Annotated in this window: 15 protein-coding genes and 1 tRNA gene; 10 read left to right on the top strand and 6 right to left on the bottom strand. The window is 55.6% G+C overall.

All coding sequences use genetic code 11. The features are described 5' to 3' along the window. Positions 1-31 precede the first annotated feature (31 nt). From AC07RZ_RS05645 to AC07RZ_RS05655, 3 genes are all read left to right on the top strand, one after another. Positions 32-730 carry a winged helix-turn-helix domain-containing protein gene (locus AC07RZ_RS05645; RefSeq protein ID WP_494667224.1) on the top strand — a complete coding sequence of 233 codons (699 nt, stop codon included), beginning with the start codon at positions 32-34 and terminating at the stop codon, positions 728-730. Beyond that, complete coding sequence (phoR, locus tag AC07RZ_RS05650) at positions 727-2,070, top strand: phosphate regulon sensor histidine kinase PhoR (RefSeq protein ID WP_494667225.1); 1,344 nt, start codon at positions 727-729, stop codon at positions 2,068-2,070. The genes AC07RZ_RS05645 and phoR overlap by 4 nt, the downstream gene beginning before the upstream one ends. A gap of 289 nt (positions 2,071-2,359) precedes the next feature. Next, a tRNA-Pro gene (locus AC07RZ_RS05655) sits at positions 2,360-2,436 on the top strand. 329 nt (positions 2,437-2,765) lie between these two features. Here AC07RZ_RS05655 and AC07RZ_RS05660 read toward each other — a convergent pair. Next, entirely contained in the window at positions 2,766-4,376 is a 1,611-nt protein-coding gene (locus AC07RZ_RS05660; protein WP_494667226.1) for a sensor domain-containing diguanylate cyclase, read from the bottom strand. 390 nt (positions 4,377-4,766) lie between these two features. On the opposite strand from AC07RZ_RS05660, the gene AC07RZ_RS05665 reads away from it, so the two are divergent. Beyond that, positions 4,767-5,183: a hypothetical protein gene (locus tag AC07RZ_RS05665; protein ID WP_494667227.1), complete on the top strand. Its 417-nt coding sequence runs from the start codon at positions 4,767-4,769 to the stop codon at positions 5,181-5,183. A gap of 61 nt (positions 5,184-5,244) precedes the next feature. Here the strand turns inward: AC07RZ_RS05665 and AC07RZ_RS05670 are convergent, their stop codons facing one another. From AC07RZ_RS05670 to AC07RZ_RS05690, 5 genes are all read right to left on the bottom strand, one after another. Further along, complete coding sequence (locus tag AC07RZ_RS05670) at positions 5,245-7,632, bottom strand: GspE/PulE family protein (protein ID WP_494667228.1); 2,388 nt, start codon at positions 7,630-7,632, stop codon at positions 5,245-5,247. 103 nt (positions 7,633-7,735) lie between these two features. Then, a complete protein-coding gene (locus tag AC07RZ_RS05675; RefSeq protein ID WP_494667229.1) occupies positions 7,736-10,279 on the bottom strand; it encodes an EAL domain-containing protein in 2,544 nt (847 codons plus the stop codon). Next, positions 10,276-13,926 (bottom strand): response regulator, encoded by a 3,651-nt coding sequence (locus AC07RZ_RS05680; protein WP_494667230.1) that lies wholly within the window; start codon positions 13,924-13,926, stop codon positions 10,276-10,278. Before AC07RZ_RS05680 ends, AC07RZ_RS05675 begins: the two co-directional genes overlap by 4 nt. A gap of 57 nt (positions 13,927-13,983) precedes the next feature. Then, the gene (locus tag AC07RZ_RS05685; protein WP_494667231.1) at positions 13,984-15,111 is read right to left on the bottom strand and encodes an ABC transporter substrate-binding protein; all 1,128 of its coding nucleotides are present in this window, start codon (positions 15,109-15,111) and stop codon (positions 13,984-13,986) included. Positions 15,112-15,446: 335 nt separating this feature from the next. Continuing rightward, positions 15,447-15,818 carry a hypothetical protein gene (locus tag AC07RZ_RS05690; RefSeq protein ID WP_494667232.1) on the bottom strand — a complete coding sequence of 124 codons (372 nt, stop codon included), beginning with the start codon at positions 15,816-15,818 and terminating at the stop codon, positions 15,447-15,449. Between AC07RZ_RS05690 and AC07RZ_RS05695 the strand changes: the two genes are divergently transcribed. The 6 genes from AC07RZ_RS05695 (at position 15,817) to AC07RZ_RS05720 (ending at position 23,366) form a co-directional block, all read left to right on the top strand. Then, entirely contained in the window at positions 15,817-17,604 is a 1,788-nt protein-coding gene (locus AC07RZ_RS05695) for a thiamine pyrophosphate-binding protein (RefSeq protein WP_494667233.1), read from the top strand. The genes AC07RZ_RS05690 and AC07RZ_RS05695 overlap by 2 nt on opposite strands. Before the next feature lie 9 nt (positions 17,605-17,613). Beyond that, a complete protein-coding gene (locus tag AC07RZ_RS05700; protein ID WP_494667234.1) occupies positions 17,614-18,363 on the top strand; it encodes an SDR family oxidoreductase in 750 nt (249 codons plus the stop codon). A gap of 25 nt (positions 18,364-18,388) precedes the next feature. Next, entirely contained in the window at positions 18,389-19,210 is an 822-nt protein-coding gene (locus AC07RZ_RS05705) for a citryl-CoA lyase (RefSeq protein ID WP_494667235.1), read from the top strand. Next, the gene (locus AC07RZ_RS05710) at positions 19,207-20,013 is read left to right on the top strand and encodes a citrate synthase family protein (RefSeq protein WP_494667236.1); all 807 of its coding nucleotides are present in this window, start codon (positions 19,207-19,209) and stop codon (positions 20,011-20,013) included. The genes AC07RZ_RS05705 and AC07RZ_RS05710 overlap by 4 nt, the downstream gene beginning before the upstream one ends. A 103-nt stretch (positions 20,014-20,116) precedes the next feature. Further along, positions 20,117-22,228: a TonB-dependent receptor plug domain-containing protein gene (locus tag AC07RZ_RS05715; RefSeq protein ID WP_494667237.1), complete on the top strand. Its 2,112-nt coding sequence runs from the start codon at positions 20,117-20,119 to the stop codon at positions 22,226-22,228. A gap of 7 nt (positions 22,229-22,235) precedes the next feature. After that, positions 22,236-23,366, top strand: a complete 1,131-nt coding sequence (locus AC07RZ_RS05720) for an ABC transporter substrate-binding protein (RefSeq protein ID WP_494667238.1) — start codon at positions 22,236-22,238, stop codon at positions 23,364-23,366. Positions 23,367-23,448 lie beyond the last annotated feature (82 nt).

Raw genomic sequence — 23,448 nt, forward strand, 5'->3', positions numbered from 1 at the left:
ATCGACTTCCCCTGAATAGAGCTTATTGCCGATGTCGAAATATCAAACCCACATCCTGATCGTCGAAGATGAACCCGGCATCGCCGAGCTGCTGCGGTTTACGCTCGACGACGCCGGCTTTTCCTGCGAAATAGCGTATAGCGCCAACGAAGCGCGGCAGGCGATCGTCGGGGTCTTGCCCAAGGCCGTGCTGCTGGACTGGATGCTGCCTGACACCTCCGGCCTGGCGCTGCTGCAAGAGTGGCGCAGCCAGCCGCGCAGCGCCACCTTGCCGGTCATCATGCTGACCGCCAAGGGGATGGATGAAGACAAGGTGCGCGGCCTCAATGCCGGCGCCGACGACTATGTCACCAAACCGTTTTCGCCCAAGGAACTGATTGCCCGGATCCAGGCGCTGTTGAGGCGCAAGATCCCGGAACTCGGACAAAGCCTGCTCAGCCACGGCTTGATCCAGATCGACACCGACCGTTACCAGGTGACGGTCGACAGCCGGGAAATCGAACTGGACCAGGCTGAGTTCAAGCTGCTGCGTTTCCTGGTGGCGCACCCGGACCGGATTTTCTCGCGCGCGCAGTTGCTCGATAAAGTCTGGGGCGACCATACTTTCATCGAAGAGCGCACGGTTGACGTCCACATCATGCGCCTGCGCAAATCGCTTGGCCTCGCCGCCGATTACGTGAAGACCGTGCGCGGCGTCGGCTATAAGCTCAACGCCGAGCCGGCAGCGTGACAAGAGCCAGACCCGGAACCAGGCCCGGAGCCGTCGCCAGCACCCGTAGCGCGCGCAAATTCTGGGTGCCGGCGCTGCTCTGGTTTGGCTTGCTGTCCCTGATTGCGGTAGCGGTGGCCGCGGTTGGCGGCGCTATCGTCGGCCTGCTGTTCTTTAGCTTGTCGCTGGCAGGCTTGCTGTTCCTGCAGATGTGGTCGCTATACCAGATCGAACGCTGGATGGATACGCCGGTCGGCGGCCGCCGGCCCAAAACCTGGGGATTGTGGGCGCACGCATTTGCCGCGCTGGAAGATATTCGCCTGGAAGACGAGCGCTCGCGCGCCGAGATGGCGGAATGGCTGGCGCGTTTTCGGCAAGCCATGAGCTTGCTGCCGGACGGCGTAGTGATCGTCGACGGCGTGATGCATCTGGAGTGGTGCAATCCCGCGGCGCAAACCCACCTGGGGCTGGACCTGAAGCGCGACGAAGGGCGTTTGCTGACCAACCTGATACGTTCTCCCGATTTCGTCGATTACATGCTCTCGGGGCGTTTCGAACAGCCTTTGCCGTTCATGCATCACGACAGGAAAATCCTGGTGCAGCTGATTTCATTCGAAAGCCGGCGCCAGATCCTGGTCACCCACGATGTCACGCAAAACGAAAAAATGGATACCATGCGGCGCGATTTCATCGCCAATGCATCGCATGAGCTGCGCACGCCGCTGACAGTCATCAACGGCTTTCTCGAACATGCGCTGAGCAGCGAAATGAGCGAAGAAACCCGGCAGCGCCAGTTGCATCTGATGGCTGAGCAGGGGCAGCGCATGCAAAGGCTGGTGGCCGACATGCTGACCCTCACCAGGCTGGAATCGCTGGTGCAGCCGCCATCGAACGATACGGTGCGCATCAAGCCGTTGCTGAATCGTTTGGTGGAAGAGGCCAGGGCCTTGTCCGGCGGCAGGCACAGCATCACTTTGCAGGTGCAGGACGTTGACCTGAAAGGCAATCACGATGAGCTGGAAAGTGCGTTTGCCAACCTGCTTTCGAACGCTGTCCGGTATACCCCGGACGGCGGCCGCATCGATGTCAGCTGGGGCATGGAAGAAGGGTGCGCCAGCCTGGTGGTTGCCGACGACGGCATCGGCATCGCGGCCGAACACCTGAGCCGGCTTACCGAACGTTTCTACCGCGTCGACAAAACCCGGTCACGCGCTACACAGGGAACCGGCCTCGGCCTGGCGATCGTGAAACATGTCCTGCTGCGCCATCGCGGCCGCCTTGAAATCACTTCCGAGTATGGCAAGGGCAGCCGTTTCAAGGTGAGTTTCCAGCGCGCGCAACTGGCGCTGCGGCAAGACTGATTAATTTTATAAATGATTTCGGCGCGGCGATTTTTGCGTGATATCGCTGCTTCTTTCCGTAGATTTGCCGATGTTTTAAGCAGAACCAAAAGCAGGCTGGAATTTTTGCCGAAATATGCGTTTTTCTCTCGCATATTTTTCCAAATTCTGGTCTAATCCGTCTCTCAAGTTTTTCAGCAGATAAGCTTTTGGCGGTACCGTTATTGGGTTGGTTTTTGCGGCAGGATTTGAAAATTTCCCTGTATAAAAATTTGACAAAAATCGGAATACTGTTTATTATCTTGCTTCTCGGAGTGTAGCGCAGCCCGGTAGCGCACCTGGTTTGGGACCAGGGGGTCCAAGGTTCGAATCCTTGTACTCCGACCATATTTAAGCTGTAAGATCAATGACTTGGAAGAGAAATCTTCCGAGTCATTTTTCTTTGTGCGCGATTTTTTTCGCACGACTTTCCGTTGATCACCCTGCGCAACCTGGGGATATTCCGCGTTTTCCGTACAAGATTTGCCATCCGGATAAGCGGTGCAATTGTCGGTGTAGGATAGTGCGCCGACATGTTGTTTACCCCATGGCCCATCAAACCCGCCCGGTCCTCGGAAAGGATGCCGGCATCACGCAGGCGCTGCCCGGATGTGCACCCTGAAAGCCCTCGGGGTGAGGGCATATTTTGCGGGACTTGCAAAGGGCCGCTGGCCGCTTTACAGGATGGCAGATGGCTCCTGTTCGGGGGCGGATCGATGGGAGCCAGTGGCGCCATGGTTTTCGCAAACGCGGTCACGCCCGCTGGATTTTGCCGCGTAAAGGGCCTTGTCAGCCGCCTGTATCAACTCTAACGGGTTATCCAGGTTTTGAATGGGAATAAACGCATCAACGCCAGCGCTGACGGTAACCACACCGGCTGAATTGCCGGTATGCTCGATACCAAGGTTATGGATCTCCAAACGGATTTTTTCTGCAATGGTCATTGCTCCGCGTACGTCAGTGCCGGGAAGCAGAACGCCAAGCTCTTCTCCGCCGTAGCGGGCAGCGACGTCGCCAGGCCGATTCTGATTGGTTTTAATTACCTGGCTGATTTTCCGCAAGCATTCATCGCCTGCTGCGTGACCGTATATGTCGTTATATTGCTTGAAGCAGTCAACATCAATCATGATGAGCGCCAATGAACTTGCCTCTCGCACCGCGCGGCTGAATTCTTTGTCCAGCGCGAGGTCAAAATGACGACGATTTGCGAGTCCCGTGAGACCGTCTTGCAATGCGAGCCTTTCGAGCGTCTGGTTGAGTGTTTCCAATGCATCCCGTGCTCGCACAAGTTCTGCTTCCGCATTCAGGCGTTGCTTGATTTGGCCGACCAGATGGAATCCCAGCATGCTCAATACGATGAGCAGTATCGCCACGCCGGTGGAGTGCAAATAGGTGTCTGTGAGCCAATCTGCGAGGATTTCATCTTCCGACAACGCCGTGGCGACGAACAAGGGATAGTGCTCCAAGTGTCGAAAGCTATTCAGGCGCCTCACGTTGTCTAGCGCAGAAACGATAAAAATCGTGCCGCTGGCCTTCTTCGCTACGTTGTCGCGAAACAGGGGGATGTTTGCAATATTTTTTCCATTGGTATCGGCCAAAAGCGGCCGGCGGGTCAGCATGATGCCATTGTTTAGCCCAAGCACGATCACGCCGTGCTGGCCAATCTCGAAGCTTTTGTAGAATTTGTTGAAATAATCCATGTTGATGGTGGCCAGCGCAACGCCGGCGAAGCTGCCGTCTGCATGTTCGATCCTGCGCGAAACGGTAATGATCCATGCGCCCGTTGAACGGCTTCGGATCGGCAGTCCAATGTACGGTTTCGGATCGGCGTGGGTGCTGTGATAGATGAAATAATCGCGATCCGAATTGTTAACGTTGGATGGCATGGCCGGTAAGGCGTTAACCAGCCAATTTCCTTTTTCGTCATAGACGAACAAGCCTTGGAGCTGAGGCAATTCTATAACCCTCCGCACCAGCAGTTCATGCATGCGCCGCAGGGCCTCGGGACCGGTACCGTCCGTTTGTACCCGTTCAACCAGGCCCACCAGCGTGGTGTCGGCTGCTTTAATCGTGTCGTCGGCGTGCTGTGCTATGGCTCGCGTCATGTTAGACGTGGAAATTCCCATCTCGCGCAGCTGGGTATTACGGGCGGTCCAGCTTCGCCAGCCGTCAATGAATACCAAGGATAGGCAGACAAGAACGACGAAAATAAAGGCCAACGACGTAATTGGTATCCGTTTTGTCACTAGTTCTGTTTGCCGCGCCAATGTGTCTCGAAGACCGTTCATGATTTTATGGAGGAGCTGATGACAAGTTTAAAAATCGGCGTATCTCTCTTCTGTCGCATAACCACGCGCTTGCGGATGCCGGAAAATATTTTCATGTGGAAACTATTATTGATCATAGAGCGCTATAGATCAATGCAATAGTAATTTATTAATTGCTTGGTGCCGCCGCGTTGGCGTGTGCTGTGCCGTCCATTCGCTGCCTTGCCCGCAAGAAAATTTTCCCCATCAGCTGCCGGTTACAGGTGATCGTAACGATTAAATAGGTGTAGAATTGATTCCAAATGGCAACATTTTGTAGGTTATTGTCGAACGTCAAGACTGACGCCAATCATTTGCCGGTGCCAATAGAACAGCTATTTCAACTCGGCATTCCCTCTTTTAGGAGGTGTTATGGACTCAATTCCATTCGAAAAAGTCTCGGTCTCGGAAGCAAAAGCCGTACTTGATGCAGAGCAGCGCAGGAAGCAAGAAAAGAATTGGGACCAATTGCGCCGCTTGCATGAGCCTGCCGATTTGAAATTGCAGGAACGGACATACAATTGGTTACTGTCGCTGCCTACGGAAATCTGGCCTTTATGGCTCATCAAACATTATCCGCGTATCGCCAATCAATTTGCCGCAGTTTGGCCGCGGCATGCCGCCAGTGAAAAACTGTTTGCTGAACTCTTGCTGGATCAACGAGGCACCCGCAAAGGTTTTCCTGCAGATGTCTCCAGGGAAATCATGGCTTTGAAGCTCTATTACGACACACAAAAAGTTCCAGCTGCCAAGCAGTCGAGCCCGCTGGAAAAGGCAAACGACGCTTGATTACGCCGAATCATCCGCCTCCTTGGAAGGGATTGATCTGGCAGGCCTGCCATTATTCGTCTTAGAGCATTCTTACTTGCTCCCAGTCGGTCAGGCCTTGAAATATCTTATCGATCCCGTCCTGTTTCAAGGTACGCATGCCTTCCCCAATGGCGGTTTGCAATATTTCCGGGACATTCGCTTTGGCATGGATTTTTTTCTTGATGGCGGGAGAGTTGACCAGTAATTCGTGTACGCCCAATCTGCCTTTATAACCGCTCTTGTCACATTTTTCGCATCCCACGGCCTTGTATAACTTGAGAGCAGTACCGTCGTGGCCATATTGTTTTTGCCATTGCGCTACCACGTCGTCTTCCCGGAGTCCGGTTTCCAGGCAATATTCGTAAGCAAGCATCTTGATTTGCTCGGCGGTGGCGGAATAAGGCTGGCGGCAGCTTGTACACAATTTACGCGTGAGCCGTTGACCGACTACGCCTAACAGCGCATCTGCAAAATTAAACGGATCCAGGCCGAGATCCAATAACCTGACGACGCTTTCGACTGCACTGTTGGTATGCAAGGTAGAAAATACCAGGTGCCCGGTCAGTGACGCTTCAATGACGGTCCGGGCCGTTTCCGGGTCCCTTGTTTCTCCTACCATGATGACATCGGGATCGGCTCGCAAAAAGCTCCGCAATACAGCGGCGAATGTCAGGTCGATTTTTGCGTGAACCTGCACTTGCCGCAGGCCTTTCTGGGTAATTTCTATAGGGTCCTCGACCGTCCATATTTTTCGTTCGCTGGTATTGATATAACTGAGCAAGGAATGCAAAGTCGTCGTTTTACCTGACCCGGTGGGGCCGCAGACGAATAGCAGGCCATGAGGTTTCAGGGCAAGTTTCTTGAGTCCTTCCAGCACCGCGGTAGACAGGCCTAGTGCGTCCAGGGATAAGGCCTTTGGCGCTGCGAGTATGCGCATCACGATATCTTCCAGGCCTTCCGTAGTCGGCATGGTGACGACTCGCAATTCAATTTTCGCAGGACCAAACTGCTCAAAATTCAGTTTCCCGTCTTGTGAGCGGCGCTTCTCGGAAATGTCGAGGCGGCTCATGATCTTAAGGCGGGAAACCAAGGCATTACGGTAGTTGGCCGGAATGTTCGAATAATCGACCATGATGCCGTCCTTGCGAAAGCGGACCCGGGTGGGCTCATTGCCTTTCATGACTTCGATATGGATGTCGGAGGCGCCTTGTTCGAATGCATCGAGGATGATCTTGTTGACCAGGCGAACCGTGGCGTTGTCGGATTCGGTAATGACCTCACTGCCAACCTGGCTTGGTTCGGCGCTGCCGCCATCATCCATTTTAGAAACAAACTCTGCGATATCCTGACGTTCCCCCTGCCGGCCATAAAATTTTGAAATGACCTCGGCCAGGTCAGTCTCCGACGCCATGACGGGATCAATCGTCAGCTTGGCGAAAAATGATAATGCCTTCAACGCTTCCGACGACAGCGGATCTTCCATTGCCACCACCATGCGTGACTGGGTTCGGTATAGCGGCATCACAATGTATTTTCGCGCCAGGTCGGCAGGCACTACCTTGGTTAAATTCAGGTCAAACTGGAACTGGGGCAGGGTAACGAAGGGGATGCCGAGTTTTTTCGCCAATATTCTTTTAATGCTTTCCTTGGTGACAAAGCCCATGCCGACAAGAATTTCGCCCAGGTGCAGCTTTCTGTCTTCATTCTGCTTCTTGAGCGCTTGTGCCAGCTGTTCAACGGTGATCAAATTCTCTTGAACCAATGCTTCCCCAAGCTTCAGGTGAGGCATCGATCTTTGTTTTTGCAACGCCTTTTCCACTTCCACTTCTGAGACCAGGCTTTCCAGCTGCAGATATTCTCCCAGCTTGGATTCCCGCAGCTGGCTTTGTTTCTTCAAACCCGCATCGACAGCGTCCGCCGACGCCATTCTCGTGTCTATCAGCATCTGGCCAAGCTTGTCGCCAATTTGATAACTGGCAATTGCTTCTGTTGGAATAAACCAGCGCAAAACGTTGTTGCCGACGCCAACAAGAAATAGAAAGATCCCGATTTCACGCGGAACGTAACCTATCGTTTCGGATAGCAAATGTTCCCCGTCCTTGAACAAAATCACGCATTTTTGCCGGATCGGGATGGGTAAATCTCCTTGTGTTTCGACCGTCGACGGCAGTTCCATTTTCTTTAGCTCTATCGGCGACGTTAAGCGGATGCTTTTGAAATTGGCAAAGCCGATACGCAAGTTGCCGCCGGCACGTTCCGGATGAAATTCTATCGACGAGGTTTGCAGGTCAAAACCCAGCAGATTTCCGACTTTCCGGTTGCCGTCGTTCATGGTAACGATGCATGGCGCCTTGCCATCATCCGCAGCCGGGGTTGCAGAGATTGATTCGAAGTGTGGCGGCAGCGGCCAGCCGAAATCGGTATCCATAGACTTCTCCGTTTTGATTCAAAAACTGTCGCATTCCAAGAAAAATTATCGTTTGGCGCAGCGCGCAGCGCGCAGCGCGTAGCGCGTAGCGAATGGCGATTCCTTATTTCAAAGCGGGTGCGATGACAGGCTTGATTTCCTGTTTCGGATTTTTACCCCTTGTGCGTGCTTCGTAGCGACGAAACGACTCCCTGACATGCTGCCGCAGCAATCGGTCATCCCACGGCTTTGTCAGGAATTTATAAACGGCTGTCTCGTTAATTTCACCGGTCGCCAGTTGTATTTCGGAATAGCCGGAAAGCATGATGCGGACTATATGCGGATAGAGTCCCCTGACCCGGCTTAAGGGATCGATTCCGGGTATTTCGGGTTTGCCCAAGTCGGATACAATGACGCCGACAGGATAGATCGCTAGCATTTCCAGCGCTTCAAGCGGACTGTTTGTGCTGAAAATCTGATAGCCGTCCGGTAGAAAAAGACGATTGAGGGAAGCCTGTATTTCCTCATCGTTACAGACAAGCAGCAGGGTGCGCTTGAGTTGCTCGCTGCGTTGATTGTCATCAAGGAGATGTGTTCCTGCGCTAAGCAACGCATCCATTTCTTCTATCGGCAATGGGCGGCTGAAATAATACCCTTGCATGGTGTCGCATCGGTTGCTGCTTAAAAATCCCAATTGGCCTTCTGTCTCTACTCCCTCGGCAACTGTCGTCATATGCAGGGACTCGGCCATGGCAATGATGGATTTGGTGAGCGAGGCGCCGTCGACGCTGTTGGTCACGTCGGTAATGAACGACTTATCGATCTTCACTACATCGAAGGGGAATTCCTTGAGATAGGAGAGGCTCGAATATCCGGTGCCGAAATCGTCCAGCGTTAACACCACGCCTATCTCTTTGAGCTGACGCAGTGTTTTTACCGCGGTCTGTCGATCCCGCATGAGTACGCTTTCCGTCAGTTCCAGTTCCAGATATTCAGCGGCGAGGCCGCTGTCAAGCAGAGCGCTACGTACGAGTTCGACAATATTCTGTTGTCGGAATTGCCGCGCTGATACGTTGACTGCCATGCTCAGCTCAAGATGTCCTGCAACTTGCCAGGCCTTTGCCTGGACGCAAGCCGTTCTCAATACCCACTCGCCCAGCGGCACGATCAATCCCGTCTCTTCCGCCAAGGGAATAAAGCTGTCCGGGGGGATCAAGCCGACTCCCGGGCGACGCCAGCGCAGCAGCGCTTCGACGCCATTGACTTGTCCACTTTTAAGATCGACCTTGGGTTGGTAGAAGAGCTCGAATTCATGCCGTACGACAGCCTGGCGCAGCGCATTTTCGAGCTCTGCCTGTTCCTCTACCTGAACCCCCATTTCACGGGTATAGAGCTGGAAGCAATTCCGGCCTTTTTCTTTCGCACTGTATAACGCGGCATCTGCCGTTTTAAGCAATGTTTCGCTATTGCCGCCATCTTCTGGATAAATACTCACCCCGATGCTGGTCGTGACATGCAGCGCATGGTCGCCGACCAGGAACGGGGAGGAAAACGCATCTAACACTCTTCGCACTGCGGTATCGGTATCGTTGGGGGCGCTGAAAGCCGGCAGCATGATGACGAATTCATCGCCTCCAATTCGTGCTACGGTATCTTCTTCGCGCGTCGCTGTTCTGAGCCTGGCAGCAACAGCCTTCAACAAATTGTCGCCTGCGGGGTGGCCGAAATTGTCGTTGATAAATTTAAATCGATCCAAATCGAGAAACATCACAGCCATGTGCTGGCCGGCACGGTTCGCATGGGCGATTGACTGCGTAATGCGATCGCTCAGCAAGTTGCGGTTGGGCAGGTCTGTAAGCGCATCATGGTTGGCCAGGTATTCGATCCGCGCCTCGTGCATCTTACGTTCAGTGATGTCTTGCAAAGTGCCTCGGAGTGTCAGGATCCGGCCTTGCTCGCGCAACGCTTCCGCCTGTTGGAGCACGATCCTCTCGTCTCCGTTGGGGCGTGTAATGCGGTGCTCCAGGCTATAGCTGATGCCTTCAGTGCGTAAATTCATGAAGGAATAAATCAGCTTGGGCTGCTCATCGTTGGGCGCCAGTTGCAGCAGCGATTCAAACCGTGGCGGACTATTACTCTCGTCGAGTCCCAGGATCCTGTAGACTTCCGGGGACCAGTAACCGTCGGCGCTTTCCGGGCTATATTCCCAGTTTCCCACATGGGCCAATCCCTGGGCATACGTCAGGCTCGCCTCGCTGCGTGCCAGGTCTTCCAGGGCTTCGCTGGCCCGTAACAGATATCGGACTCGATGCGGCAGCAATTTCCAGCGCATGGGCTTGGAGAGAAAATCGGTAGCCCCAGCCTCAAATGCCTGCGTAATCGACTCGTCATCGTCGTTTCCGGTAAGGACGACAATCGGTATGCGCTTGCCGTCAAGCAGTCCACGTATGTGCTTGCAGCACGCAAATCCGTCCATTCCGGGCATGCTGACGTCTAATAGAATGATGTCAGGCTGGAGGCGTTGAAACGCCTCGATGCCTTCGATGCCGCTTGCGGCTTCTTCCACCTTGAAACCCTCGGGTTCCAGCGCTTCTACAACAAGCATGCGGGTCATCGCATCGTCGTCAACGATGAGGACCACGGTAACGTCTTTAGTTTCCTTAGTCATGCGGCAACCCTTTCCAGAGCAAGCGCCACAAGGACGCGATCAAGTTCTTCCATTGCACCATCAAATGGAGCGGCGGTTGCCGCCACATCCGCAGAGCGCGCTAGTTGTTCGATTTCACGGCAGTACGCCGCAAGCAGCATGGCGCCGACATTTGCACTAGTCGATTTCAGCGTATGTGCAGCACGCTGCAAAGCATCAGCGTCATTCGCCGCAATGGCGTCACGCATTGCGGAAAGCAAGCGGGGAGCATCGAGGTTGAACATGTCGACAACCCGGGTGAGTACGTCGGGGCGGCCTGGCTTTTGCAGTGCGCGCAAGACTTCCAGCGCCTTGGGATCGATGGTGACGGCTTCCGGCGTGGCTGCCATGGCCGGAGCCGCGTCGGCGGCAGGAGCGGAGCTTGGCGCCTTTTTTTCATCTCGAGTCCAGTGCGCGAGTGTCTTTAATAATATGTCGCGGCGAAACGGCTTCGAAATATAGTCGTCCATGCCCGCTTCAAGGCAGCGTTCCCTATCGCCGCCAATGGCATTTGCAGTCAGTGCAATAACGGGAATGCGATGGCCGCCGGTTTCGTTTTCTCGCCGGCGTAGCTCGCGGGTCGCTTCGAAGCCGTCCATTTCCGGCATTTGGCAATCCATCAATATGACATCAAAATCGCTGCTCGCAAGCATGGATAGCACTACGCGGCCGTTCTCGGCTGCGGTGACCTGGTATCCGGTATCTTCAAGCATTGCTGTGGCGATTTCCTGGTTGATGGCATTGTCCTCAGCCAAAAGCACGCGAACCGTCATCCCGGGGAGCAGATTGGTTGCCGGAGCTGATGCAGGATCGATCGTCTTTATCATGGGCTGTGCGGTAGTTGGGCTGCCGGCTCCTGTTGCGGTGATGATGCAGTTGTAGAGATCGGTTCCACGTACCGGCTTGTTAAAGCAGTGTTCGATGCCCAGCTTGCGGGCAAGATTGATGTCGTCGACGGTGTCGAACGAAGTAAGCATGACAATCTTCGGCTGAAAAAGAGAAATATCGGCTTTGATCGCGTGTACCAGGGCAATGCCGTCCATGACAGGCATGCGAACGTCGATGATCGCTACGTCAAAATGCTTGCCGCCGGCCGCCGCGGCGCGCAGCTGATCCATAGCCTCTGCGCCGCTCGATGCGCTCACGGCATCCATATTCCATTCGCCCGCATGCTCCAGGAGGATACTGCGGTCGGTCGCATTGTCATCGACAATCAGCATCCTCAATCCGGCCAGGGATGTTCGTACGGCAGGAGCATGGGACGATATTTCGTCGGCCAGCCGCTCCAGCAGCAAGGTAACCGAAAAAATGGATCCCTGGCCTGGCGAACTTTTCAATTCGATTGTTCCCCCCATCATTTCGACGAGCTGCTTGGTGATGACAAGACCTAGTCCGGTGCCGCCATACTTCCGTGAAGTTGAACTATCCGCTTGCTGGAAGGGCTGAAAAAGATTCGCGGCCACCTCCGGTGCGATGCCTATGCCAGTATCCGAGATCGAAAAACAGACTCGGTCGCGATCGTCGCAGCGCACATCGACTACAATTTCTCCACGATCAGTGAACTTGATGGCATTGTTGATCAGATTCGTGATGATTTGGCGCACCCGGACCGAGTCGCCTCGCACATTTTGCGGCAGGTCCTCTGCCATAAGAAGGATGAGATCAAGGCCCTTGCGTTGAGCGCTATGAGCAAGCAGGACAACGACATCGTCGATCGTCTGTCTCAAGTTGAATCCGATTTTCTCCAATGTCAGCTTGCCTGCTTCGATTTTTGAAAAATCGAGAATGTCGTCGATAACTGTCAGAAGCGACTCGCCAGAGCGGTAAACCGAGTCGACGAAGCGTCGCTGCTTGGCATCCAGCCTGGTACGCAACAATAATTCAGTCATGCCCAGCACGCCGTTCATGGGAGTGCGGATTTCGTGGCTCATCTTGGCCAAAAACTCGGACTTCGCCTGGTTGCCGGCCTTTGCTTCCGCTGTCGCGTGCTTGAGCTGCGCGTCACGCCGCTCGATATTCTCGAGCATGCTGTTAAAACCGTTGATCAGTATTCCTATTTCGCCCGTGCCGTGCCCAGGCACCCGCAACGAAAGATCCTTCCCGCCTCGTATGCGTTCGATGGTGGCGGACAGGCTGGAAAGCGGGTGCGCGATCGATGTTCCGATCTTGGTATTGACAGCGATACCAGCGAAAGCCAGTAATAATGTTGCGATCACAATCACGACAAACGATCTATTTACCGAACTCTGCAAATTCGATACGACGCCTTGCTGTTGCTTGCCGATTTTTTCCACTTGCAAGTCGCTGTAAGCCAGTTTTTTCATCGAGACGGCATTGACCTGTCCGACGATTTCGCGTAACGCGGCGTCGCTTGCAAGCACACGCATCTTTGCCGTGATGATTCTTTCAGAGCCTTCATTGAGTATCTGGATAAGCCGGTTGATGGCATTTTCCTCTGCAATGTATTCGTTCTGCTGCGTGCCCAACAGCTCCTTCCTGAACAAAGAATCGCTCTCTTTCAATTCTTTTGCCTGGATCCTTGCAGCGGTCACGCTGGTTTTTAATTCAGGCTCCGATTCGCTCAGGATCACTCCCCCGATTGCGCTATTCAACTCGTTGACATCAATGGTGATGGCATTTCCAGCGTCTTTCACACGCGTCGCCTTTTGCAAGAATGCAACGGCTTCTTCAAGTTTGTGGCGGTCGCGGACCAGTTGCATTTCAATCGGATCGATAGCCTCGGATACTTTCGCGTCAATGGATTCAAATGCCTGAATGATGTTTGCTTTTTCCGAAAAATAGTCGGCCTCTGAGGCGGCGTTCGACAGGGCGTTGGAGCGCAACGCGATCAATCCGCCTTTATTGTTGAGAACACGTTCAGTCAATGCCGAAATGGCGTCGCCTATTTCCTTCATTTTTGTCGTGCCGTCCTGCGCGTAAGCAAGCCCTTTAATCGCATTTTCCGCAGCTTTCATGCGTTCTTTCAAGGGAGTGAGCCGATAGCGATTCTTTACCGTTTCAATCTCATCGATGATGATGATCATGTCTTTCACGCGCATTCTGATGCCGGAGAATTCTTTGATAATCTTGTTCGACGAAAGACTTGCCTGCTGCGCCGCCGCGACCACTGTTTCGGCCTGGGTATTCAGCGTGCCGATACTGGTCTTGATGGTGCTTATCGAGCGCTCTATGTTCTTTAGCGTCTCTTTGATGTTGTGAGCCTCGTCCTTGAATATTTCGGTATCCCGCAGGCGGTCGCCGACCGCAAGATTCATCTTTCCCTGCATCGCCTCATATAATGCAGGATCGATGTCAATCCCTTGCCGATCCATTTCTTGGATATTGCTCGTAAGAGTTCTGATCGACTTGATATTGCTAGCGATTGCCGATGACGACTGTTCTTGCTGTTGACGATCTGTCGACATGCCGAGCTTGAAAAAATTGTCTGACGTTCTTTCGATGGTGCGTTGCAGTTCGCCTGTTTTCAATTGCAGGGGCAGCGATTCCTTGGTAAGCCTGTACACGCTCGAAGAAACGCCATTCAGGGCGATGAGGCTAGCCGCCGCGATCGCGATCACTCCTAGCAGCAGCAATCCTGTACTCGCAAACAGCTTTGTTCTGATTTTCACCAAGGCCTCACTTTTGCAACGCGCGGTTCGTTCTTTTCAAGTCGGCTGTCTTGTGTGCTACTTTGGAATTGTGTCGATCGAGGTTATTTTCCCTTGCGATATTCTGGTCAAGAATACCGAATTGGATGCTTGATGATTATCCTGGCCGAGATTGAACTGCAGGCCGCCGATATCCAACCCCTTGATCGATTCGAAGGCGCGGATCAGTCCCGGCCGTGTCAACGCCGGCCCGGTCCTGTCCAAGGCGATGACCATGGCCTTGGCGCTGATACACCCTTCGAAATTGACAAATCCGAGTTTTTCTCCCGGAGCATATTTATTGATGAGTGCCGCGCATTCCCTGGCGAGCGGCAAATCATGATTTTGCGGGAATGGGACCACCTGCGATATGACGACTCCATCGCCGTCGGCGCCGACCAGCCTGACCAGATTGTCGGTGCCGACGAACGACACGGTCGCTAAACTGGCTTTCAACCCTTCGGTTCTCGCATTTTTGATGAATGTCGACAGCGGCGTATAGGGTCCGACCATGATCACGACGTCGGGCTTGCTCTCTATTAATGTGGCAAGCCCAGCCTGGATTGCAGTCGTCCCGCGCTGGAAAGTCGCCTTGGCCACGACATCAATGCCGCGCCGCTTTAATGCCGTCTCGGTTCCGGCCAGGACCGACAGGCCGAATCCATCGTCTTGGTAAAACACTGCAAAACGTTTGGCGCCTCTGTCCTTGATGAAATGATCAACCAGGATTTCCGTCTCGTCGCCATAGCTGGCGCGAAGATTGATCACTTCCGGAATGACTGGCCTGCGCAACAGCATCGCCCCGCTGAAGATGCCAACAAGAGGTATCTTGGTGTCCTTGATGATAGGCAGAACGGCGTTGGCGGTTGGCGTGCCGACATAGCCGAACAGAGAAAAAACATTTTCCTGGTCGATCATTTTCAATGTTGCATCGATTGCCTTGTCGGGATCGTAGGCATCGTCATCCACCAGTAAATTTATCCGTCGCCCGTGAATCCCGCCGTTGGTGTTGACGTCGTTGAAAACCGCCATGGCGCCAATCCGCATGCCTTGGCCCAGTCCGGCGGCCGCCCCGGATTGCGCATTAACCATGCCCAAGCGGATTTCAGTATCGGAAATTCCCGGATCCGCAGCGAATGACGGGCCCGCAAGCATCGTGCTGAACATGAAAAAGATAAGCGATTGCCTTACCACCAGTTACCTCCTAAATCCGTTGTCAGTTCTGTAAATATGGAGGAGAAGATTGACATCAGGCTGTCCGTGCGGCCATGGCAATAGTTGCCTTTTGTCTATAGCTGGCCAGAAAGATAACAAGGCAGTTCATGATCGACATATAGCCCCCCACACACATATGGCATGGCAATGACCGTGGCCGATTTTTCCCTGGTGAATAGCAGGTTGCGTCCGACGGCTGGGCAGTTCAATAGCCATTAACCGCTTTTTTAACATTAATGCATTAGATGTCACAAAAACAGCTGTCAATATTGATAGGTGGCAATCTATTAATAAGGTGGCAATATTGGCATCAAGCGATCAAGACCTGACCAGCATTTCCCGCCTGTGGTTTTTTGCATATTTATCTTCGGCTGCTGGCCGCTGGATGCCGGCGATGCATGTCTTCCTGGTCTGGATCGTTGTTGAAGCGCGTCGATCGGATTCTTTGCTTTGTGATTTGTTAAGACAAGACTACACTTAATTTCCATGTGGGAATATTTTTTCTTGCCCATTGGCCCTGTGAGGATGAACGGTGCGCATTGACGTGCCGCAGCAATCTTCCTGCCATCAGGAGAGGGATTTGGTATGGGTGCTGATAATTTTCCGGTATATGACGATATGCCGAGGAAGAATTGGGAGCGGCCTTCCGAGCCACCCATGGTAGTAGCCGACCTGCTGGTGGCCTATCTGGACCAGATGGAAATCGAATGCGTCTTCGGGGTTCCAGGCGGCGCCATCGAGCCTTTTTTCGACGCCCTTGCCAGAAGCAGCCGCAGGGGAGGAGTGCGCCATGTCCTGGCGCGGCACGAAGCGGGAGCTGCCTACATGGCCGACGGTTATGCCCGTGAAACCGGCAAAATCGGCGTCTGCTGCGCTACCTCCGGCCCCGGCTCCACCAATTTGATCACCGGGGTGGCCTGCGCCTACGATAACAATATTCCCTTGCTGGTGATTACAGCGCAGCCAGCCCTGCCTACTTTCGGCAAGCATCCGCTGCAAGAGTCGACTTGCACCGGCGTCGATACGCTGGGCATGCTGCAGCACTGCACACACTACAATTCTCTGGTGTCCCATCCGCAGCAGTTCGAAAACAAGCTCATGACCGCTCTGCAGCGCGCCATCCGCACGCCGGTCGGGCCCGTGCACTTAAGCATACCCATCGATGTGTTTCGCAGCCCGAATACGCAGTTGGCTCCCTCTTACGATTTACAAGCGCTGTTGCAGCCGTCGTCGTCGGTTGACGACGAAGCGCTGGCAACGCTGCTCCTGATGCTGTCCAGGGCCGAAAATATCGTTTTGCTAATTGGCGTGGGTTGCGGCGAAGCTATCGGCTCGATACTCCAGTTCGCCGACCTGAGCGGTGCCGCCGTGATTACCACGCCAGACGGCAAGGGCCTGGTAAGCCCGCGACATCCGCTTTTTCGCGGCGTATTCGGTTTTGCCGGCCACGCCTCCGCCGAGACGGCGATACGAGACAAGTCGGTCGACCTGATCATGGCGATCGGCACCGGGATGGGGGAGTGGAGCAGCGGCGGCTGGAGCGACGGTTTGCTCAATTCCCGGCTGGTGCACATCGACGATACCGAGGAGCATCTCAGCCAGACCCCGATGGCGCGCTTCCACATGCGGGGACGGATCCTGTCAATTTTCAATCGGCTGGTCAAGCATATGCAGGACGTTCGCCGTTCCGGCAATTTCGAGTATGAACAGAGGCGCTTCGTCCGCAAGCAGCATAGCAGCCAATGGGAGCCGGAGACCATGCTGATTGCTCCCAAAAAATACGAGAGCAGCGTCATGCCGATTCTGCCGCAACGGCTGATGCGCGAATTAAGCCGGCTGTTTCCGCCGACCACGCGTTTCCTTGCCGATACCGGCAATAGCGCCGCCTGGGCGATTCATTATTTGCAACCCCGGGACAGGCGCATATCCGAAAGACGCCAAGGCGGGGGAGGGAGCGCCCGCGCGCCGGGACGACGCAAAACCTACGGCGGCTGGCTGCGCGTCATCATGAATTTTGCACCGATGGGCTGGGCTATCGGCGGGGCCATCGGCACCGCCATCGGCAATCCAAAAATGCCTGTGGTATGCATTACCGGAGACGGTAGTTTCTTGATGAACGGCCAGGAAATATCGGTCGCTGTCGCCGAAAAGCTGTCCGTGATTTTTGTTGTCCTCAACGACCAGGCCTTGGGAATGGTCAAGCATGGCCAGCGGCTGGCAGAAGCCGAGCATATCGGCTGCGATTTGCCGCCTACCGATTTCGCTGCCCTGGCGCGGGCCATGGGAGCCGCAGGGCATACCATTCATGCGCCTGAAGATCTGGCCAAGCTGGATATCGCTGCGATGTGCGCGCGACCGGGGCCGACGCTGCTGGACGTGCTGATAGACCGCGACGAGGTGCCTCCAATAAATCTTCGCATGCGGGTTCTGGCCGGAACTTTATAAGGAATAGACATGGGCAAACTGGACGGTAAGACGGTACTCATCACAGGTGGTTCCAGCGGCATCGGTTTGGCAAGCGCCAAGCTTTTCCTTGAGCACGGCGCCCGCCTGGCGATTACCGGGCGTGATCCGGATGGCTTGGCGCGCGTCCGGGAGGAGCTGGGCAGCGACGTCCTGACGATCCGCAGCGATACGGCGAATCTCGCCGAAATCGCATCCTTGATGCAGCAGGTAGAGCGCCGCTTCACGCGTCTGGACGTATTGTTCGTCAATGCCGCCATCGCCACGGCGGCGCCAGTGGAATTGATCTCTGAAACACAGTTTGACGACATCATGGGAATCAACTTCAAGGGAGCGTTTTTCACCATCCAGAAAGCGTTGCCGTTGTTTAGCGGGGCGGCGTCCATCATTGTCACCACCTCTATCGCCAACCAGTTGGGATCGCCGAATTTCAGCGTCTACGGCGCCAGCAAAGCCGCATTGCGCTCCTTGGTGCAGTCGCTGGCGCTGGAGCTGATCAGTCGCGGGATCAGGATCAATGCGATCAGTCCTGGGCCCATCGCCACACCGATCTTCGACCGCTTCGGCCTGCCGCCCGCCGTAGCCGACGGCATAAAAACCGAGATTGCGCAAAAGTCGCCGAGCAAACGTTTCGGCCTTCCTTCAGAGGTAGCCAAGGTTGCCCTGTTCCTGGCGTCGGACGACGCTGCTTACGTGGTCGGCGAGGAAATCGTTGTCGATGGCGGCATGAGCCTGCTTTAGCCGTTTCTTTCGAATAAGGAACCAGATGAACGATAAAGAAAGCCCGCACAGCATCCGCAGCAGCGTCTGGCAAGAAGACGCTGAAGCGGACAACCCTTTTGCTGCCGCAGCCTGCTATTGCCGAGGTTACGATGTCTATGGCGATTTGCTCGGCAAGATCGGCTACATCGAATACCTGTATCTCCTGTTCAAGGGCGAACGCCCGCAACCGGCCGTGGCCGCGGTCTTGGAGACATTAGCCGTAGCCTTGGCCAACCCCGGCCCGCGCGATCCTTCTGTACATGCGGCGATGGCGGCCGGCGTCGGCGGCTCGACCGCTGCCTCGGTGCTCATGGCGGCGCTGGCTGTCGGCGCCGGTTCGCACGGCGGGGCGCGAGAAATCTTCCTGGCAGTGGAGGCATGGAAGAAGAATGGGAGCGAACTCGCAAACTGGCGCTCCGCTCTTGCCAGCCCGGCCGCACCGACCCGCCTGCAAGTATGGCCTGAGCCAGGCCACCCTCCAGGGTTCGATCCCTACGGCAAGAGTTGCGCAAATCCGGTACGCCAGACCCTCTCGCAATTGGCCGCGATGATGCCCGCAGGCCACCTGGCGTGGCTGTCGCAAGAAAGAGAGGCGTTGGAATCGATGGCCGGCCACCCGTTGGCGATGACCGGCGTGGCCGCCGCGGCGCTTGCCGATATCGATTTTTCTGCCAGCGAAGGTGAGATGCTGGCCTTGCTGCTGCGGTTGCCGGGCGCAGCCATCCATGCTTTGGAACAAGGCAGGCAGGGTTTTCGCCAGTTTCCATTCTTTGAACTGGATCTGGAAAACGATCCCGGCCCGGCCTTCGCCAAGGAGCAAGCATGAGGAACATCTTGCTGGACTATGAAGGTCCCCTGCGCACCGCGATGGGCGCATGTTTCCCGGGGGAGCGAGCGGTATTTCGCGGACACGATCTGCATGCCGATCTGAAGGACATGGATTGGATCGCACTATATGCCTTCGGCATCACCGGGCGTCGCTACTCGCCTGAGCAGATAACCATCCTGCATGCGCTCTGGACTTATACCAGTTACCCGGACCCCCGATTGTGGAACAACCGCGTTGCCGCCCTGGCAGGTAGCGCCCGCAGTACCGGCGCGCTCGGCATTGCCGCCGCGATCGCGGTTTCGGAAGCCAGCATTTATGGGTGGCAGCCGGAATTCGCTGCGGCAGATTTCCTGGTCCGCGCTCATGACCGCATCAATGCCGGGGAGTCGCTGGAAGCAGTTCTGCAGCAGGAGCTGCTGCAGCATCGACGCATCCTGGGATACGGCCGCCCGGTGGCGACATTGCAGGTGGATGAACGTATTCCGGCGATTCTCGCGCGCATGGAAAGCGAAAAAATGGCGCAGGGTCCGTATCTGCGATTGGCTTTTGATATTGAGCGGGAGCTGTCTCGAATGGGGCGCCGGTTACCGATTAACTACGCAGCTGTAGTGGTGGCCATCCCCTTGGATCTGGGCTTTTCTCCGCGCGAATGTTATTTATTCCTGCTTCCCTCGTTCATGGCGGGCATGCCTCCTTGTTATCTGGAGGCCAGCGAACGTCCGGCAGGAGCGACATTTCCGTTGCGCTGCTCACAGCTGCGTTACGAAGGACCCGGGCGACGGCTCTGGCGGGAGGAATAAGGCAGCAAGAATAAGGCAGCAAGAATAAGGCAGCTGATGCGAGAGGATGAAGGGCAGTGGCTCGGCATCCTGTGATACCTGGGTTCGATCGAATGGGGCAGCAATGAAAAACCGTTGGCAAACTCAAATTCCGTGTGCCGCCATCCTGTTCCTGGGCGCCGCTTCGGCCGCAGCGCAGCAAAATGCCGATGAAGACGATTTGGTGCTTTCCTACGGGAATAAAGCGTTCGTCAGCATCGCCACCGGCAGCCAGCAAGATATTTCCCGGGCGCCGGCGGTAGCCTCGGTGATAACCGCCCAGGACATCCAGGCCATGGGAGCGACCAGCATGAACCAGGCGCTGGAAAGCGTGCCAGGTTTGCACGTGTCTTACTCGGGCCTTTACAACGATCCCATCTATTCGTTCCGCGGCATCACCACGCAATACAATCCGCAGGCATTGATGCTGGTGAACGGTATCCCCGTCAACGATGCTTTTCTCGGTAATCGTGACTTTGCCTGGGGCGGTGTACCGATCCAGAACATAGCCCGTATCGAGGTTATCCGTGGCCCTGGATCGGCGCTGTACGGCGCGAACGCATTCGCCGGCGTCATCAATATCATTACCAAGACCGCGGCTGATATCAACGGCACCGCGTATGGCGCACGGGCGGGATCGTTCGATACGCACGAAGCCTGGTTCCAGCATGGCGGCAAGATGGGGCCGCTGGATGTGGCGTTCTATCTTGGAGCGGGCCACACCAGCGGCGCGAATAAAACGATAGACGCCGATGCGCAAACCAGCCTGGACAAAATTTTCGGAACGCAGGCCTCGCTAGCCCCTGGGCACGAGCAACTGATGCGCAACAGCCTGGACATGCAGGTCGATGTCGCCTATGACCTTTGGCGTCTGCGCGCCGGCTATCAGAACCAGGAAACCGGCACCGGCGTCGGCCTGGCCAACAGCCTCGATCCCGGTGCGCGAGTGCGGGCGCAGCGCTGGAATGCCGACCTGACCTATTCCAATCCCAATTTTTTCCGCAATTGGGATGTCACGGCGCAGGCGTCGGTGAAAAATATCAACGAACTGCCGGCGTCGCCGCCGACGGTGCTGTTCCCGCCGGGAGCTTTCGCGGGATCTTTTCCTGATGGCGTGATAGGCAATCCCGGCCACGCCGAACGAGACAGTCAATTCAGCCTGTCGGGGTTTTATACCGGGTTTGACAAGCATCGGATCCGGCTCGGCGCCGGCTATCGGATTGAAAACCTGTATCAGACCAGCGAGAGCAAGAACTTCAAGATCGTGGCGGTTCCCGGGGTCGGGGTCGAGTTCGTTCCGCTAACGAGCGTCATTGATGTAAGCGGCACCAGCGATGTATACCTGACCCCGCACAAACGTACGATCAGCTATGCGTTTGTGCAGGACGAATGGACCCTGGCGAAAGACTGGACGCTGACATCGGGGGTGCGGGTGGACCGCTATTCCGATTTCGGCAGCACGGTCAATCCGCGCCTGGCGCTGGTTTGGGATGCTGCCTACAATTTTTCCGTCAAGGCTTTATACGGCAGCGCGTTCCGCGCACCATCCTTCACCGAGCAATACAGCATCAACAATCCGGTCACCATAGGCAATCCCCATCTCGAACCGGAAACCATCAACACACGTGAGCTGGCATTCACGTGGCAGCCTACCCAGACGCTGCAAACAAACTTGAGCCTGTTCTACTACCGTATGCACAACATCATTCAGTTTGTGCCGAATCCTGACCCCTCGACCGGCTCGACCGCGCAAAATGCGGGCGACCAGACCGGCCGCGGCCTGGAACTGGAAGCAACCTGGGACGCCACGCGCAACCTGCGGCTTTCCGGCAGCTATTCCTTGCAGCACTCTACGGACCAGACCACAGGACAGGACGCCGGCCTGGCGCCGCGCCAGCGCTGGTTCGGCCGCGCTGACTGGCGTTTCGCATCATTATGGCAATTTGGCGCCACCGTCAATCGCGTAGTCGACCGCAAGCGGCAACCTGGCGACACCCGCCCCCAGATTCCCGATTACACCACTGTCGATTTGAATTTGCGCAGGGAGAAATTGATCGGCAACTGGAGCGTCAGCGCGATGGTGCTGAACGTGTTCAATCGAGATGCCAGGGAGCCCAGTTTCGCCCCAGGCAATATTCCTTTCGATTTCCCACTGCCAGGCCGTACTTTCTATGTACAGTTCCAGCACAAACTGTGAATCATCCGTGCTGATTCAACTGCCCAGGGTCTCCTGTGCGGTTGTATTGCGGATCGAAGCGAGCTTGCTTCTTTTGCTGGCGTGTACATTCGGCTACGCTGCCCAGGGGGGCGTCTACCAGGAGCCTGGCCGGCGCGCCGGCGCCAGCCACTTGCCGGACTGGTACGAAAATACGGCGGGGATGCGCGCTGCGCGCAGCCAATTCCAGCCGCTGATCATCGCCGCCATGGCCGCGCTGGACGCGCCAAGACGACAGGAGATCATGGATGGCAAAGGTGCGATCGCTGTCATTTATCCAGACATTGGCGAACCCTATCGCAGCATCTTTTCCAAGATTATCGAAGGCATCCAGGAGCAAGCAAAAGTGCCGATAAACACTTACGCCGTCGGTCCCAACACCAATGCCAGCGACCTTGGCGCGCAATTGGCGCGCGGCGGCGTCAAGGTGGTGATAGCGCTGGGGCGCCAAGGATTGAAGGCTACATCCGGGTTGGCGCCGGAGATAGCGGTAGTGGTTGGCGGTGTGCTGTCGGTACCCGAAAACGAAAGCCGCAACCTGACCGGCATCAGTTTGACGCCGGATCCGGCCCTGCTGTTCGTACTATTGAAACGACTGCTGCCCGGCATAAAAAGGGTGACCGTGATCTACGATCCGCAGCATAACGACTGGCTGATCAAACTGGCGCGTGAGGCAGCCAAGGCGCAAGGCCTGGAACTGGTCGCCCGCGAAGCCCGTGACCTGGCCTCGGCGGCGCACCTCTATGACGCTGCTTTCGCTACCGCTGACAGCCGCCAGGATGCAATCTGGCTGCCTCAGGATGCTACTACGGTAGATGATGAAACCATCTTGCCGCTGGTCCTGAAGGAATCCTGGAGTCGCGGTTTGCCGGTCTTTTCCAGCAGCTTCCTGCATGTCAAAAAGGGTGTCATGTTCGCCTTGTATCCGAACAACCTGGGGCTGGGACGCGACCTGGCAAGTTCCGCCTTGGGCGTACTTTCAGGAGAATCACGCAAGCGTGGCGTGTCGCCGCTGCGCGAGGTGCTGACGGCAGTCAATCTGCGCACTGCCAGTCACGTCGGGTTAAATCTCGATTATCAGCAGCAGCGCAGTTTTGATTTTGTTTTTCCGGAGCCTTAGCGTACGAGCATGTTCATTCAGTACAGGTGCAATTCGCGTGGCCAGCCGGTATGCGATGCCTTTTTTTCCTCATCTTGACGAG

The organism is Collimonas sp. GW821-FHT07E08, from assembly GCF_059418905.1.